The sequence below is a fragment of the Ferdinandcohnia sp. SAFN-114 genome, assembly GCF_059415045.1.
In genome coordinates this window covers 1-17010 of record NZ_JBPFDQ010000109.1, presented here as the reverse complement: position 1 = coordinate 17010, position 17010 = coordinate 1, and the positions used below count along the sequence as shown (strand labels likewise).

Here is a 17010-nt window from a genome sequence, read left to right as displayed (position 1 = left end):
GGACTTTGTCCCTGTGAGAGTAGGACGTCGCTAGGCAATTAAGAGATCAACCGTTATGGTTGGTCTTTTTTTGTTTTTTCAAAACCGAAAGGTTTTGTGGTGTAAAAGAAGGTTTTTTACGGGAATAAGACAATAAAATAGAATAGGTCGGGTTTCGAGGAGCAAAGAGTTCAAGGAAGCAAGGGAGCGACAACCGGAATGTACTTTGTACATGAGGATTGGAGTCGAGTGCAGCTGACGCAGAAATCTGCCGCTCATCGGAAGCCGACGACCGAACACGGAAGTTAAGCTCATAAGCCGATGGTAGTTGGAGCAATGCCTCTGTGAAAGTAGGACGTCGCTAGGCAATCAAAAGATCAACCATTATGGTTGGTCTTTTATTATTTTAAAAAAGTTTTGTCCTAATCTAATTTATTCTTTCAAATAGTATAAAAAAATATTATGGTTTCATCTTGATTTAAAAATAATTTTGTTATATATTTATAACAAGATGTTATAAATATATAACAAACCATAAAAACTTAGGTTGTGATGATTATTGTTGAAGACTAAGTTAAAAGAGTATCGTGCCAAACACAATATGAATCAGCAGACATTAGCAAAGTTAGTAGGGGTCAGACGGGAAACCATTGGACACCTGGAACGCGGAACGTACAGTCCTTCGCTTAAATTAGCATGGGACATAGCAAAGGTTTTTAAATTGCCAATCGAAGAAATTTTTGAATACGAGGAGGAGTAAGGGGATGGATGAAAGAAGTCAGCAGTTGATTTCAAAGGGGATAGCAATTACACTAGCAATCTTGTACATTCTGCTTTTTGTTTCAGCAATTTGGAAGTATGTAAGTACGAAAGATATTGCAAATAGTACATTGGAAATAATCTTTATCGTAATGATACCTGCATCAATAGCGTGGTTTGCAGGAAAGGATGAAAGTCTAACAATACCCCGGATGATTACAGGTGAGATGGTTCCTACGGAAACTGATGATCAATCTAAAAGAAAGAGAAAACGTCACTATCTTTGGGATTCAATTGGTTTTGCGACAGTTGTTTTAGTTTTAAATCTTCTTACGACATTCTTTGTTGAAAAGGAATGGCAAGCTCTCCAATTGTTCGTGGGACTGAGCGATACAATGAATATGATTATTTTGTACATACTTGAATTTTTGATCTCCATCATTGTATTCTATACGATTTCTTATATTTGGGAGGAATTCAATATAAAAAGATACAATCGGAGAATACAAGAGTTGGAGGATAGTAATGAATAAATACGATGAAAAGGTGCTTAAGGTAGCTCCTAAAGGTGCAGTAATATTTGAACTTTTGCAAAAAGAAGTTAGAAGTACGAAAGGGAATATTGTAGATTTTCTTTTGGACGGTATCTTATCTTTTGGAAGTGCGGTTAAACAACTGGAAACAAGAGAAACTTACTATTTAATTATGAATGAAAATGAAGCAAAGCTGATAACGATGCAAAAGGATTTAACAATTTCGAACAAAAATATAACTAGTGCTGTACAAATTGCATCAGAAAAAAAACATTTTTTGCTTGATGGGTATAAATATAAACTCTATCGTAAAATTCAATAATCGTGGGACGTAGGGACAGGTTAATTGAACCAGCTTGGAACAATGGTCCTGTCCCTTTGAGTCTATTTTGTTTCAGGTTTATTTTTCGTTTGCTTTTTAGAGTCTTGTTTGTTTTTAATATGTCCCTTCGCATCCACTTTTGAATCCCTTAACATAATTTTCACCTCCAAATTTTATAAGCCACCTTTAGATGCTGTTATGTTTCCACTTCAGAAAACCTTTATACGTAGCTTCTTTATTGAACAACTGTATAAAAACAGTTAATTAAGGATTAGGCTTAGCTAGATGCTCCTCCTCTAACTGCAGGGACATCACTTGCACTGACAATTTCACCATTTGGAACTAATTCAGGAGGGCACATTCTTCCGCCATGAAAGATTTGTAAGATCGCTTTTGCACCTTGTTCTTTAATCGCTTTGGCTAATCGAGATAAGCTCGGAATCATCTCATCTGTATCACCAGCAAATTCACCGTGGAATCCTTTTCCATTCGGTGTAACATATGTACAAGCCGTAATCACCATGCTCACTTCACTAGAACGACGTGCATAGTAACTCACTTCTGCATCTGAGACAGTTCCATCTGGATTAGAAGAGAAGTTAGTCATTGGTGCCATGACTAGCCTGTTTTTTAATTCAACCCCCATTAGGGAGAGTGTAAGTTGATAGCATAAATTGATTGTCTTCATTCATTGTTGAAGCCTCCTTAACAGTTGATTGTTATGAGAAAAGCAGTACCATTATATACTTAGCTAATCAGTGGTTCTTTATTAGCGTGCAAAAATAATGATACATTCAATAAGAAACAGTTTAAAGTTTTCTGCTTATATGATAGGGAGAGGTAATCGATGGATGAATTGAAGCCACCATATTTAGTGGTTATACGAAAAAAACGAGCTGGTCATATAGATGCCAGCTCGTTTTATGAAATGCCCCTGCCAAGGAATTTTATTTTATCATAGGTAGGGGTTACTTTTGAAAGAAAATGCTACTTAAACATCTGGTCAATCGCTTCGAATTCATCTGAAGTTAAGACCTATGTCCTTTGTTTCCTAGGTTACACTCTTTTCGATTTACTAATGTGAAGGTGTATACAGGACATTTACTTGCTTTACTTCAAATTGAGCGCCTTGACCAAATATTCGACTAGTTTCAAGACTCTCGTTATCCACAAATTCTAGAGGAGTTGATTCTCCTTGAACTGGATCAAAATAGAAATCATCTTCAGTTGACAGCTTTACAAGACCTTTCCCTTTCTCATATGCGTCCATTAGTGTAAACATTCCTAATCCAGCTACCAATTGGTTAGGTATTACAAGTTCTTCATTTCCTCCATGATCTAGGATCATAAATTTTCGGTCAATGTGATAGCCAATTTTATCAACTTGGAAGACTTGACTGTTATCTATATACCAGCTGATAGTTCCTTTGTCTTTATCATATGAAATTTTAAGACGATGGACATCTTTAGGATTACGTTTCATAACTGGAATCTTATAAGAAAATGCTGCATAGTTCCCCAATGTGTCTCTGCCTAGTGGAAGACGTTCATAAAAGGCATAAATTTGATCATTGGTAATGAAAAAATCAAAGACCATAAATGACTGCATATCCATGGTATTAAATGCAAAGCTTGCTAAACGAATATCATTAGGATCTTCAATTGCATCTCCAAAAGGGTGATATTGAGTACCGAATGTTCTTCCAGAAATCCAAGTTTCAAATGAAAGCACCTTCCCAGAAACAGCATCGAAACCAGGAACTCCCGTTGAGGCTGTATGATTCATATAGGCTAACCATTTCACATGATCGATTGCCCCAGGAAGACCACCGTTTTTGTGTTCTTGTGCCAAGGTGTTTGTAAATGCTGGCTCGCCAGAAGTAGGATTAATACCACTTGATACGACTTTTAGTCCCTTATTGGAGGTGGTTATAATTCCATCATTGCCAACATAATCACCTGCTGAGAAATAAAACCATTTTTCTTGAGCAAAACCATTGGAGAAATCATCCCATTTGATCTTTGTGGTACCGGGTGCTAACGGTTCTACCGTAGATGAAGAAGCACTAACAACTGAAACTGCACTGAATGTTAAAAGAAGAGATAGTACGACAATCTTAACCTTTTTCAATCCCATCCTAAAACCTCCTCAAAATTTATTAGTAGTACTGCTACAACGAACATCACATTCTCTAAAAGAAACATTCAATTAAAGTATATTAAAGGAAATAAAATTACAGTTATTAAATAAAACGACAAATTCTATTAATTAGTATCCCAGTTTAGGACGCGGGACCTGTCCCTCTGTCCCAAGTTATGGTAAGATGGACAAGCTAAATTGTACGAAATAAAGGGAGATGATGGTTGGATGAAGCAGGAGTTTATTGAAGTTATTAATGGTCGAGAGAACAATTTGAAAAATGTTCATGTTCAAATTCCGAAGGGGAAAATAACGATTTTTACAGGGGTGTCTGGTTCTGGGAAGTCATCGATTGTTTTTGATACGATTGCACAAGAAGCAGGTCGTCAGCTAAATGAGACCTTTAGTAGTTTTGCCCGTCAGTTTCTGCCGAAATACGGCCGACCTGAGGCAGATGAAATTAATAATCTTTCCACTGCGATTATAGTTGACCAGAAACGTCTTGGTGGTAATGCAAGATCAACTCTTGGGACGGTTACTGACATTCATCCTTTGTTACGACTTCTTTTTTCACGGTTTGCACAACCAAGCATTGGCTGGAGTAATGCATATTCCTTTAATGATCCACTTGGGATGTGCCCACATTGTGAGGGGATTGGTAGAACGATTACGTTAAACCTCGAAGCTGCGTTAGATAAAGAAAAGTCCTTAAATGAAGGAGCGATTTTACTTCCGGGGTTTGGTCCAGGGACATGGCAATGGAAAGCATATGCTGAGTCTGGATTCTTCGACAACGATAAGAAAATAAAGGATTATACCAAGGAAGAGTTTGAAAAGCTCGTTTATGCCGGTGAGGAAAAAATCGTCGTTAATTATATGAATGGTGAGATTAACACAACGTATGAGGGCTTGGCCGTTAAATTTATGAGACAAAATGTGAATCGAGATAAAGATACATCGAAAGCTGCTGAGAAAAAGCTGAAAGAATTTACGACAACTGGCAAATGCCCTAGCTGCCAAGGGACACGGTACAATGAGAAGGTCTTGTCTTCAACTTTCAAAGGTTATTCCATTTATGACCTGACATCCATGCAACTCGATGAATTAATGGATGTTCTTCAAAGCTTTGATGTACCAAGTGTGAAACCAATTGTAGTCGGGGTTGCAGAACGTGTTAAAAATCTTTGCGACATTGGACTAAGTTATTTGACCTTAACAAGGGAAACACCTACTCTATCTGGTGGAGAGTCTCAGCGTGTAAAAATGGTGAAATATTTGTCCAGTAACCTAACTGGATTAATGTACATATTTGATGAACCAAGTACAGGACTACATCCACGTGATGTCTACCGATTAAATGAATTACTAGTAAAGTTAAGAGATAAGGGAAATACGGTTTTAGTTGTGGAGCATGACCCTGATGTTATTCAAATTGCAGACCATATCATCGATGTTGGTCCAAATGCAGGTACTGGTGGAGGACATATCATGTTTAGTGGAAGTTATCAGGGGCTATTATCTTCTGAAACACTTACCGCTCAGTTTTTAAACAAGAAAATGGAAATTAAAACAAATCCGAGACCAGTTAATGAGTTTTTGGAAAGTAAAAAAAGTAGTCTCCACAATTTGAAAAATGTGAGCATTCGCGTGCCAATCGGTGTTTTTACTGTTGTTACGGGGGTAGCGGGTTCTGGTAAAAGTACGCTTGTAAACGAGGTTTTTGCAAAGGATTTTCCAGATTCCATTCGAATAGACCAAAGCCAAGTTCATGGTAACATACGATCCAACCCGGCAACCTTCTCCGGTATTATGAATTCGATTCGAAAAGCATTTTCAGAAGCGAACAATGTGGAGAGTGGACTATTCAGCTATAATTCAAAAGGAGCCTGTGAAACATGTGGTGGAACAGGAACGGTAGAGCTTAACTTATCCTTCATGGATAAAATGGAAATGGAATGCAGTGAATGTCATGGAGATCGTTACAAACACGAGGTCCTTCAATACCTATACAAAGGAAAAAATATTGTAGAGGTTATGGATATGTCTGTCTCAGAAGCTGTGGAGTTTTTTGAAGCAAAAGATATCAAGCGACAATTGACAAGTATGGCGACTGTTGGACTTGGATATTTGTCTTTAGGCCAACCACTAAACACATTATCTGGTGGAGAAAGTCAACGACTGAAGCTCGCAAAAGAGATAAATAAAAAGGGGAATATCTATATTCTAGATGAACCGACAACCGGACTGCATCTGTCCGATGTTTCCAATATTCTAGCGATTATCGAAAAATTAGTTGAAAAGGGTAATACAGTTATTGTCATAGAACATAACCTAGACGTCATACGAAATAGTGATTGGATTATTGATTTAGGTCCAGATGGAGGTACAGGTGGTGGAGAAATTTTATATGAAGGGCCACCTGGAGGACTAAAAAATTGTGAACGATCAATAACAGCTAAGTATATTTAAAGAAAAGAAGAGGTGCCTAAACCCTGTATACTTAAGGGTTCAGGTGCCTTTTTTAAATGAATAACGAAAGGACGCATCAGTAGCCAAGGTGGATAATGATCCTGTTTCTATACAATTAGATTGAATAAAAGTAAGTTGCACTCATACTCATTTAATGAGGTGATGTTATGGATTATAATAATTTTAAATCAATTAAAGATTATGGCTTCGAAGGTTATATTCCGGTTACTGAATTGATGCAAAATCACTCTATCGTTCCACATAATAAAGGGGTTTATATGGTGCTTTATACCCCTGATGATTCACCAGAGTTTTTAACAGAAGGTACGGGTGGTTATTTTAAAAGGAAAAATCCGAATGTTCCAGTAGAAAAATTAAATGAAAGTTGGATAAAGAATACGAAAGTAATCTATATCGGGAAAGCCGGTGGTGGAAAAAGCTCTGCAACTTTGAATTCAAGAATAAAACAGTTGTTAAAATTTGGTAGTGGGAAAAATGCAAGCCACTACGGTGGTAGGGTTATTTGGCAAATAGAGGATATTAATCATTTGATTGTTTGTTGGAAGGAACTAACCGTTGAGGATCCTAATGATGTAAAAAATCAACTGATTAAAGGTTTTAAAAAAATACATAGAAAGAGGCCATTCGCCAATATGGTTGATTAATCTTAATTTCGTGAGTAATGTTCATTAATATATGGAGTAGTTTAAAAATTAAAGGAACCGGGAGGATTATTGTTAATCCTCTCCTTTTTTTGTATCGGTTTTAACAGGAGTGGTAAAAAGTGGATGGAAAAATGAAACTAAATCGAGTTTTATTCGTATATAAGGTATAAGAAAAAACGATCCTTGGCCAAATTAAGATTTCATTAGGCGGTGGTGTATTGAAAAATCTTGTAGACGATATAAAAACAAATTTAAGGAAGCTAAGGAGTAACATAAGTAAAGAACAAGCAAAAAAACTTGATTTAAATAAATGTGAAAGAGTGGTTGAAAAGCTGGATTCTTTATCGACGAATTGTGAGGAATGTCGAGAACATCTAGTTGATTTAAAGAAACATTTTATGGGGTTAGAAGCAAAAATAGATAGTATTGAGCAAGAATGTAAACAGCATAAACAAGTCATTCAAGGAATTGTTTCACATCTTCAGAAGAAGCATAAGTTGGTATCAGAAGGATTTTATCTATCATTATATATGTCCATTGGTATGAGTTTAGGTGTAGTGTTTGGATTAACAATAATTGACAACTTTGCGTTAGGTATATCGTTTGGTATGAGCATGGGTATTGCCATTGGTGCTGGTTTGGATGCAGATGCTAAGAAAAAAGGTAACACAATATAGTCGATCGAACACTTACAAATGTGAGTGTTTTTTGTTTGCATTAGGTGAGGATTGCTTAAAAAAGAATTTGAACTTCCTTAAATGTTACTGGAAAATTTTATGATATACTAGTTTGGTAGAGGAGGCAGTGTAATGAAAAATAAACAGCGTTTACAAATTGTAATAATTATCATAGCATTATTCTCGTTGGTTGCATGTAGTAATTCAACGGATGAGGCAAATGCTAAACCAGAAAATGAAGAATCAGAAACTAGCACCGATCTAAAAACAGAGGAAGAACCGGTTACCGATGAGGAGCCAGGTGAAACAGTTAAATCTGAGGGTCCTGAACATACTCAGATTAAAAACAAAGATGTGACATCTAAAGAACCATTAACGAATGAAAATGAAGAGCCATCGGAGTCTAGTAACAACAAAGAAATAAACGAAGGTATGAAGGATACATATCTCAAAGAATTAAATGAAATGGAAGAAGCAGATAGAAACGCCGAAGATACAACAACCATGGCAGAATTGGAAGAACAAGAAGCGGCAAGGTATAAAAAGTGGGATCAGAAATTGAACGAGATTTATGGTGTGTTGAATGAACAGCTTGATTCTGAACAGATGGATCAATTACGAGAAGAACAGCGGAATTGGATTAAATATAGAGATGAAACTGCAAAAGAATCTTCACTGAAATATGAGGGTGGCTCGACGGAAACCTTAGAATATGTTGCTACCCAAGCAAGTCTAACCAGGGAAAGATGCTATGCGTTGGTTGCAAAGTATATGAAATGATTGCTTTTACTAGGGGAAGCTCGGAGTAGGACAATGGCTCAAGCGGGACAATGGACATGAGTACTTGCCTTTTCATAGCCACTATGATTAACTAGTATCTAGTAACTTAATAATCTAACAATTCGACTAGGGGAGCATATTTGTGCTGAGAGATAGAATTATCGACCCTTTGAACCTGATCTAGGTAACACTAGCGTAGGGAAGTGGAGTTGGCACGTTATGTTTAAACTAAACGATTTTATATTGCCTAACCCATACCCAAGCAAACTAGTGATGGGTTTTTGTTTTTTTTATCTCCCCCAAGGTCAAATGGAGAGAGGGGCAAGTAAGTGAGTAGTTTATTTACAGATCGTTTATGGAATCGAGTGGAGCCTATCTGGAATTCGTATTTGGAGCATCCATTTGTGAAAGGGATTGGCGAGGGTTGGTTGGATAAGGATAAGTTTAAGCATTATATGAAGCAGGATTATGTGTACCTGATTGAATATTGCCGTCTATTTGCATTAGGGAGTGCAAAGGCTCCAGATTTAAAAACGATGTCCATATTTGCAAATCTTTTGCATGGGACATTAGAGATGGAGATGGATCTTCACCGCCAATATGCCGCAAAATTTGGAATATCAACTGAAGAGCTTGAGGCAACAAAGCCTGCATCAACTACAACATCTTACACAAGCTACATGTTGAATGTGGCGCAGCTCGGTGGTGTAGAAAATGTTGTCTCAGCAGTCCTTGCTTGTGCATGGAGTTATAACTTTATTGGAAAAGAGCTCGTAACATGGCCTGGAGCAGTTGATCATGAATTTTATGGGGAATGGGTGAAAATGTATTCATCCGATGAGTTTTCTGCCTTGGCGGAAGATTGTAAGACGCTAATCAATGAAATCGCCTACGAAAAACCGGAGCGAGATTTAGCAGTACTTGAAGAAATCGTCGTCAAAACCAGTTTGTTTGAGTATATGTTCTGGGATATGGCTGAAAACCTTGAGGAGTGGCCAATTAAACTGTAAGTACAAGGGGACAGAGGGACAAAGAACCTCTGTCCCCCTATATTATCGACCTTTACTGTTGGAGTTATAGTCAGTTTTTAACCATGCGATTGGGCTCATATTTACCTTGTTTGCTCCTGCATATTTTGTAAGTGTTGGAACAACGCTGTCTAAAGGAACCACGGTATACGTATAAGGAAGTTTCTCGTCATAGTTATATTCAAAGGTAAATGGATCAGTAGGTGGATTCATTTTACTCATATTTTCACTTCCAATAATATGAGAAGACCATGCCCAATTTCCGATTGTTGATTTGTCATACCATGTAAATCCTGTTGTAAACAGGTTTTCACCATTATTGTCCCAGCTGCTTCCTGTATACGTGCCATATTGGTTGGTAATTTTTGAGTTTACAATTAAGTTTCTATTATAAGCAGCTTGGAATAACTCAGCCCATTGGGCGTCCATATTTTTAGTATCTAATCCCTGAATCTCCGCACCAATGATTGGCTCGTTAATGTCATTGAATACAGATGTATCTGCTGCAATCGAGGCTCCATTTCTAGCATTTAGTGCCCGTGAAAGTGTATCTGTTCCGAATTCAGCAATTGCCGAGACATTCTCTAAAATCGCTTGATGAGAGGAATTGTCCAAATACAAGTTGTACGCATGACCAGAACCTTGGCGTATCATAGGAATTCTCTGTCCAACATTGGTATAGGTATTATAAGCGAGTGTTAAACGTATTCTTTGATTGCCATCCTTTATCTCATCGCCACTACTAGACACATAATTCACATAGTCTTTATCACCTGAACCTGATAAATGCACCTTACTGTGATACGCAGCATAGGCCATGATTTGTTCTTTAGTGGCACCTTCATTTCGCATGTTGTAATACACACTATCGGAATTCAGTTCATTTGAAGCATATTTCTCTTCCATAAATTGAATCGTTTGATAAATATCAGTGTCTGTTGAGGGATTTTCATCTGCAGGTAATCCGAATTCAGACCAGGAAATGGTGATGTTGGAGCCACCGTTCTCTGTATCAATTAATCCATCCGCTGCAATTGGAAATTTGCAATGGTCAATCCATACATTGTTGGCACCATTTATTTTAATATAAGTCCAGCCTACTTCCTTGTGTTTTCCTGTATCATCCCATTGCCACATGCCATCAAAGTTCAGATTACGAATGACGAAATCGTTCGTAGACCGTTGTAATTTTAACTCGACAGATCTTATCGTTTTTCCTTTTTTTGAAAAAATCGTGAGTCCTTCAACATTATCAATATTTAGTTGTGAAACACCAGAAGCTTCTATTTTTGGATTGGTAAATCCGTTCATAGGATCTCGATATTTCGTAATGAAACGAAACTTCTTTGTTTCCTCAGAACTCAGATTTAGATTCTTCCACCCAAAATTTAAGTCCTTAGCGATTTCAATTACTTTCACACTTCCAGCTTGTGCATCCAAAATGGCCTGTAAAAACTCTCTTTCTGTTTTGACCTGTCGATAATAGGGTGTATCAATGTATTCACTTCGGTCATTCACCCCTATTGAGGCATAACCAGAAACAGATAGAAAACTACTGTCATAATCTTTCATATACCTAATAGTGTTGGGAATCGAATCGATTGCTGCAGCGTGAGCCGTACCATTTCCGGTCAAGAAAAATGGCGCAAATAAGGAAAAAACCATAACCAATACCATTGCTTTTCTAAACTTCATAAAATACCACCTTTGCAATTTTTAAAATTAAGTCTGGATGTAAACCAAAAACCTTTAAATTTCACCTCCCAGCGTACATCTAAAAGTAATCATCAGATCATTCTTGTAAACCCTTTCATCAGAAATAATTCAAAAACTTCTATATTAGTTTAGCAAGCATCTCATTACATATTTTGTGAGAAGAAGACGTTTCTGTTTACATTTTCGAAGGTGTTAAGGCATGTACACATGAGAGGGGGTTCCTTTTTCCTAGTTCCTCGTTTGTTAAATAGGAGTAAAGTTGCGATTCCTTAAAAAATGAAGGATATGGGCAGATGAACATGTAATAAAAAGAACATAACTAGAGTACAAGTTTTAAGCGGGTGAAAAATGAGAACACGAATAAAGAATTTTGTTGGCTCATTTGGAGAGGAGTTGAATAGTGGTGCAAAAAATAAGTGTTTCTCTTCGTGAACAGCCTTTTTATATAAATCGTTTTAGTGGATACCATCCGTCAATGGCAACACATCATCTGCACCAAGATTACGAAATTTATTATTTATCCAAAGGGGAACGGATTTACATTATTAATGGGGAAGAGTACCTAGTAAAGAATCAGCATCTCGTTTTTATTGATAAAAATGTGATCCATAAAACGGTCAAGAAAAGCAATCAAGTGTATGAGCGAATGGTGATAAACTTTAGGGAGTGCTTCTTGAGTTTAGGCGAACAACATATCGTGAAGCAGCTCTTTGAAAATGGACCGTACATTATATCGATTCCTCAAAATAAAAGAGAATTAATTAACACTATCATAATGAGGCTATTCGAGGAGTACCAGAAGAATCTAAAGGAAAGGGATATGTACCTTAGAGCTTTGCTATCCCAATTATTAATTGAAAGTAATAGACTGATAGAGGATGCGTGTCCTTTAGAAAAGATGAAGGTTTCGGGACAACAAGATAACACTGGTAAAAATGAAATCGAAAAGATTATTACATTTATTAATAACAATTTTACAAGCGATATTTCACTTGGTGTTTTATCCTATCATTTTCATGTAAATGAGCAGTATATAAGTAGACTTTTTAAAAAATACACTGGATGCAGTTTTATTGAATACTTGAACGCGATCCGTATAAATGAAGCAAAAAGATACTTAATACATACAAGCTTGAAAGTGAATCAAATTGCAGGAAAAGTGGGTTATTCCAATCATGTTCATTTTTGGCGAGTGTTTAAGAGGAATACAGGCATGTCCCCGAATCAATTTAGGATTCTAAAAGCAGAACGATAATCATCTTTAATTTCTTGATTTTGTTGAGCTACTAAAAATAAAAGCGTCAATAAGTTGCATAAAATAATTAAAACTAACGATAATATGGAATTGGTGGTATTATACGATAAGATAGAAATTTCATAGTAGAGGTAGTTTATTTAATGTTACATTTTATTAATCGGTTTGAACAAGCTTTTCATTATTCACCTATAGGCATGGCCTTGTTTTCACTAGAAGGGCAGTGTATAAAAACAAATCCAGCACTATCAAAGATTACTGGCTATTTAGAAGAGGAACTATTATCTCTTACCTTTCAACAGATTACACACCCGGATGATTTAGAAGAAGATCTTAGATTTGTGCAAGAACTAATAAAAGGTAAAAAAAGTTCTTATGAAATGGAAAAGAGATACTTTCATAAAAATGGAAATATAGTATGGGTTTTTCTTTCCGTTTCGATTTTTCAACAAGACGATAAAACGTTCTACCTAATTGCTCAAATTCTTGATATAACTGATAAAAAGAATTTACAGCTTAGTTTACTTGAGAGTGAAGAAAGGTTTCGTAACCTCTTAAATTATTCACCGGACCCTATCTTGGTATTTGATGGAGAGATTATCTTATACGCGAATGAGTCTGCAGCTAAACTAGTTGACACGTTTGCTGAAGATATGATTGGGGAGTCAATTATGAGATTTATTGATCCTAGCATGCATGAATTGATTCAAACTCGGAGCCAAGAAATTATCGATCAAAATAAGCAACTTCTTGATTTAGATTTAAAAATACGCAGTAAAAATGGCCGTATTGTTGATGCAGTTATATCGGCGGTTCCAATCTCTTATATGGAAAAAAGGGCTATTTTAGTTAGTTATCGTAATATTACGGAACGAAAAAAAATGGAACAGGCATTGAAAGAAAGTGAGGACCGTTATCGACAATTAGTCGATTATTCCCCATTGGGTATTTTAGTCCATCAAAAAGGTGTTATCCAATATGCCAACCCTGCAGCTTTGCAATTATTAGGAATCACAGATGAAAAATTGATAGAAGGTATTCCAATATATGATATTATTCACCCGGATTTTCGACTTATCGTATCAAGAAGGATTAAGAATATTGAAGACAATGGCATTTATGAGCCAACCTTATATGAAAAATTCGTACGCATAGATGGTCAGGAGATTGATGTTGAAGTAAGTGGAATCCCAACTAAATTAAACGGTGAATCAGCTGTCCAAGTCGTGTTCTGGGATGTGACCGAGAAAAAGAAGGAAGAGGACTTAATCAGGTACCGTGCCTACCATGATACCTTAACAGATTTACCTAACCGCCTTAAATTCCATTTAGATTTAATGGAAGAGATTGAAAAGGATTCATTGTTTACCATTATGTATTTAGATTTGCATGGTCTTAAATCGGTTAACGATGAGTTTGGTCATCAAGCTGGTGATATGGTACTAATCAAAGTAACAGCCCGATTAACTGGAGTCCTTGGTTCTGTAGGTCTTGTCTATCGTATAGGTGGAGATGAATTTGCGATCGTACTTCCTGGTCGAAAAAATGATGAAGAAATAAGTGTGACTGCAAACAGTATAGCGAGGGTTATCCAGCAGCCCATCTACGTTTCAAATACGATTGCTGAAATTTCAACAAGTATTGGAGTTGTCTTCTATCCAGAACATGGAGTAGACATGGAGTTACTTTTGCGTCATGCTGATTTGGCCATGTACCACGCAAAGAAAACAAAAACCTTATATAAAATCTATGATAGATAACAAGGGGGAGTTTTTAATCTCTGTAGTTTATCATTTAGATTGTATCGAAAACGACATGTATATGTCGTTTTTCTTTGCTCATTATCTATTAAGTTCCGTTAGATATATTTTCGAAATAATTTGATATTTCAGTTGACAACCTCATGTGACTTCATGTACGCTAATATTGTTAAATATTACAAAAATAAAATACGACATCTCTTATCGAGAGTCGGGGGAGGAACCTGGTCCAGTGAACCCGCAGCAACCGTTACAAAGAATGTAACTAGGTGCTAATTCCAGCAAGCATTTGCTTGAAAGATGAGTGTGGGATACATATTGCCTCTTCCTCATCGGAAGGGGCTTTTACATTTTATTCACTGGAAATAAGGGTATTTGATTTTAAGGTGAGTAAATTAATGTGAAAAGTTGTATTTTATTTGGTGAAAAATAGCTAAGGGAGAGATTTACGATGAGTTTGTACAAAAAGGAATATTTCGGAAGACTACCAGAATTGAAAAAATATGCACCTGAAGCATTTCAATCATTTATAAAGTTTGATAGCCGAGCACTAGCTGCAGGCAAGCTTTCCGTAAAGCAAAAGGAATTGATTGCGGTTGCAGTAGCACATATTACAGGTTGTCCTTATTGCATTGATTTACATGTTGGGAATGCAAAGAAGAATGAGTCTTCTAGAGAAGAAGTAGCAGAGGCTATTTTTGTTGCAACAGCATTAAAGGCAGGTTCCGCTTTAGCACATGGTGTGAATGCACTCAATGCCTATGATGGAAATGGCGATGAAGATCTATATAAAGAGGCTTATTTTGCAAGACTAAAAGAATTTGCTGATTTAAATGGTGAGGCTTTTAAAGCATTTATTGATTTTGACACAAAATCTCTTAAGGCGAAAAACTTAACAGAAAAAGAGAAAGAGTTAATCGCGGTGGCATGTGCGCACACAACAGGTTGCGCGTATTGCATTAACCTACATACGAAAAATGCCAAAAGAGCGGGTGCTGATTTAGAAGAAATCTCAGAAGCGATTTTCGTGGCAGTAGCATTAAAAGCAGGTTCTGCTTTGGCACACAGTGTAAATGCGCTTAATGCGTATGATGAGAAGTAATTAACCATATAAAACATAATCTTTTAATAGAAGGGGAACACAAACCTAACCAAAGGTCTGTGTTCTCTTTTTATTTTCCACCTATATTTTCATGATAGACTAGGATTTGCATCTCAAAATAATAAGAAAATCTTAAGATTTGCATGCAGTGTTTGTTAAGATTTGATTGATATCCTTTCCTTATAGTAAATTCTAAGGAGTTGATAGAAATGGTGAACACCACAAGTAGGAGTGAACGTTATGAATATATTGGTTTGTGACGATGATCAAGCCATCGTCGATGCGATTGGTATTTACTTAGAGAATGAAGGCTATACGGTTTGTAAAGCTTCCAATGGACTAGAAGCAATCGAGGTCATCAAAAGTCAGGAAATCCATCTTATTATCATGGATCTGATGATGCCGAAAATGGATGGAATGAGAGCAACTATGGAAATTCGGAAAGAAAACAATATTCCTTTAATCATGCTTTCTGCAAAATCAGAGGATCATGACAAAATATTAGGCCTAAATATTGGGGCAGATGATTACATGACGAAGCCTTTTAATCCGTTGGAACTTATTGCAAGAGTTAAATCCCAACTGAGAAGATATACAACTTTCGGTGGCCTTGATACGAGAACCAATATAGTTCAGACTGGGGGATTGATTATCGATGATGAAAGTAAAACGGTCACGGTCGATGGCGAGGAAGTCCACCTTACACCCGTGCAATATAAAATTGTAAGGCTTCTGACAGAAAACGTGGGAAGAGTATTTTCAATCGAGGAGATATATGAAAAGGTATGGAACGAACCCTCCTTTAACCCGGAAAATACCGTTACCGTTCATATTCGAAAAATCAGAGAGAAAATCGAAATCAATCCGAAAGAACCAAAATATTTGAAGGTGGTGTGGGGTGTTGGATATAAAGTGGAAAAAATATAGCCACTCGATTATAACGAAAATCATTGTTTTTGTCATTGCGATCTTGTGTTTTACAGGAATAGCTCGAGCCGTTGTTGAAGTGGAGATTGTGAATGATGGGAATTTTAGCAGCGTAACCGAAGAGCATTACATAGAGAGCATGGCCTATGTAAAGGAAAGTGAAAGGTTGATTGGAGACCTCACAAGACTATTAGGGAAATATAAAAGTGAGGAACATATTTTAAGTGGCAATACCCTTACTCAGGAAGAATGGAAGCAAGCAGAAGAAGATTTATATTACACAGAGTTTCAATATTCTAGGTCTTATAATCCTGAGTTAAGTGAAGAGAAGAACTTTGATAAATTTGAAGAAGAGTATGCTGATAAGCTCGCTGAAGCAAAAAATCAGATGATCAAAGAAGATTTAAAAGAGTTTCATATGCTCATTCAAAATCTTGATGATTATGAGCCAATCTTTTATGCAAGTGATGGTACCAATGTGTTTGCAAATAGTTCGAGTACGAATAAAGAGCAGTTTGAAACGTCACCAGCATACATGATATTTGAGGAATACAAACAAGAGTTTTATCCAAAGGAAACAGAGAAAAATGAGCATTTATATCGAATTACCGAGCAAATCGATGAAATTGATATGGAAAACACCGTTATTTTTGTAGGATTTTCGAAACAATTTTTAAATGAAAAAGCACAAAAGTGGCAAGAGGTAAAAGCAGTTGCTACTACAAGTTTATATCAAATATTAGGATACTTGGCAGGATTCATTCTTTCATTTATTTATTTAGTGCTAGTAGTTGGTAGAAAATCATTTCACGATCAAGAGTTAATGATACTATGTCAAGAAAATAGACACAGATTTTTCTACCGCGCTTTCGCTTGGTAGCCTTCATAAAAAAGTTTA

The 17010-nt window shown here is 36.5% G+C and carries 15 protein-coding genes, 1 pseudogene and 2 riboswitches; of the genes and pseudogenes, 13 read left to right on the top strand and 3 right to left on the bottom strand.

Annotated elements, in window-relative coordinates:
- Positions 1–538 precede the first annotated feature (538 nt).
- The 3 genes from ACR65M_RS23775 to ACR65M_RS23765 are packed head-to-tail and all read left to right on the top strand — an operon-like array spanning position 539 to position 1593.
- Positions 539–739: a helix-turn-helix transcriptional regulator gene (locus tag ACR65M_RS23775; protein WP_440274585.1), complete on the top strand. Its 201-nt coding sequence runs from the start codon at positions 539–541 to the stop codon at positions 737–739.
- Between the two features lie 4 nt (positions 740–743).
- Positions 744–1271 carry a hypothetical protein gene (locus ACR65M_RS23770; RefSeq protein ID WP_440274584.1) on the top strand — a complete coding sequence of 176 codons (528 nt, stop codon included), beginning with the start codon at positions 744–746 and terminating at the stop codon, positions 1269–1271.
- Positions 1264–1593 (top strand): hypothetical protein, encoded by a 330-nt coding sequence (locus tag ACR65M_RS23765; RefSeq protein WP_440274583.1) that lies wholly within the window; start codon positions 1264–1266, stop codon positions 1591–1593. Before ACR65M_RS23770 ends, ACR65M_RS23765 begins: the two co-directional genes overlap by 8 nt.
- Before the next feature lie 286 nt (positions 1594–1879).
- Here ACR65M_RS23765 and ACR65M_RS23760 read toward each other — a convergent pair.
- A pseudogene (locus ACR65M_RS23760) lies at positions 1880–2285 on the bottom strand (oxidoreductase); the annotation flags it as partial.
- A 383-nt stretch (positions 2286–2668) separates the two neighbouring features.
- The gene (locus tag ACR65M_RS23755) at positions 2669–3730 is read right to left on the bottom strand and encodes a DUF6081 family protein (RefSeq protein ID WP_440274582.1); all 1062 of its coding nucleotides are present in this window, start codon (positions 3728–3730) and stop codon (positions 2669–2671) included.
- Positions 3731–3961: 231 nt separating this feature from the next.
- Here ACR65M_RS23755 and ACR65M_RS23750 point away from each other — a divergent pair, with 231 nt between their 5' ends.
- The 5 genes from ACR65M_RS23750 (at position 3962) to tenA (ending at position 9334) form a co-directional block, all read left to right on the top strand.
- Positions 3962–6202 carry an ATP-binding cassette domain-containing protein gene (locus ACR65M_RS23750; protein WP_440274586.1) on the top strand — a complete coding sequence of 747 codons (2241 nt, stop codon included), beginning with the start codon at positions 3962–3964 and terminating at the stop codon, positions 6200–6202.
- Between the two features lie 167 nt (positions 6203–6369).
- Complete coding sequence (locus tag ACR65M_RS23745) at positions 6370–6867, top strand: hypothetical protein (RefSeq protein WP_440274581.1); 498 nt, start codon at positions 6370–6372, stop codon at positions 6865–6867.
- A gap of 218 nt (positions 6868–7085) precedes the next feature.
- Entirely contained in the window at positions 7086–7544 is a 459-nt protein-coding gene (locus ACR65M_RS23740) for a glycine zipper domain-containing protein (RefSeq protein WP_341331190.1), read from the top strand.
- Between the two features lie 132 nt (positions 7545–7676).
- Positions 7677–8324 (top strand): lysozyme inhibitor LprI family protein, encoded by a 648-nt coding sequence (locus ACR65M_RS23735; RefSeq protein WP_440274580.1) that lies wholly within the window; start codon positions 7677–7679, stop codon positions 8322–8324.
- Between the two features lie 118 nt (positions 8325–8442).
- A riboswitch (TPP riboswitch) is annotated at positions 8443–8543 on the top strand.
- Positions 8544–8653: 110 nt separating this feature from the next.
- A complete protein-coding gene (gene tenA / locus ACR65M_RS23730) occupies positions 8654–9334 on the top strand; it encodes a thiaminase II (protein ID WP_440274579.1) in 681 nt (226 codons plus the stop codon).
- Positions 9335–9376: 42 nt separating this feature from the next.
- On the opposite strand, the gene ACR65M_RS23725 is transcribed toward tenA, so the two are convergent.
- Complete coding sequence (locus ACR65M_RS23725) at positions 9377–11047, bottom strand: pectate lyase family protein (RefSeq protein WP_440274578.1); 1671 nt, start codon at positions 11045–11047, stop codon at positions 9377–9379.
- A gap of 424 nt (positions 11048–11471) precedes the next feature.
- On the opposite strand from ACR65M_RS23725, the gene ACR65M_RS23720 reads away from it, so the two are divergent.
- From ACR65M_RS23720 to ACR65M_RS23700, 5 genes are all read left to right on the top strand, one after another.
- The gene (locus ACR65M_RS23720) at positions 11472–12323 is read left to right on the top strand and encodes an AraC family transcriptional regulator (protein WP_440274577.1); all 852 of its coding nucleotides are present in this window, start codon (positions 11472–11474) and stop codon (positions 12321–12323) included.
- 143 nt (positions 12324–12466) lie between these two features.
- The gene (locus ACR65M_RS23715) at positions 12467–14083 is read left to right on the top strand and encodes a PAS domain S-box protein (protein WP_440274576.1); all 1617 of its coding nucleotides are present in this window, start codon (positions 12467–12469) and stop codon (positions 14081–14083) included.
- Between the two features lie 198 nt (positions 14084–14281).
- A riboswitch (SAM riboswitch) is annotated at positions 14282–14390 on the top strand.
- A 144-nt stretch (positions 14391–14534) separates the two neighbouring features.
- Positions 14535–15185, top strand: coding sequence for a carboxymuconolactone decarboxylase family protein (locus tag ACR65M_RS23710; protein WP_440274575.1), 651 nt, complete (start codon positions 14535–14537; stop codon positions 15183–15185).
- Positions 15186–15425: 240 nt separating this feature from the next.
- Positions 15426–16112 (top strand): response regulator transcription factor, encoded by a 687-nt coding sequence (locus ACR65M_RS23705; RefSeq protein WP_440274574.1) that lies wholly within the window; start codon positions 15426–15428, stop codon positions 16110–16112.
- A complete protein-coding gene (locus ACR65M_RS23700; protein ID WP_440274573.1) occupies positions 16084–16992 on the top strand; it encodes a hypothetical protein in 909 nt (302 codons plus the stop codon). The genes ACR65M_RS23705 and ACR65M_RS23700 overlap by 29 nt, the downstream gene beginning before the upstream one ends.
- The last annotated feature ends 18 nt before the right edge of the window (positions 16993–17010 follow it).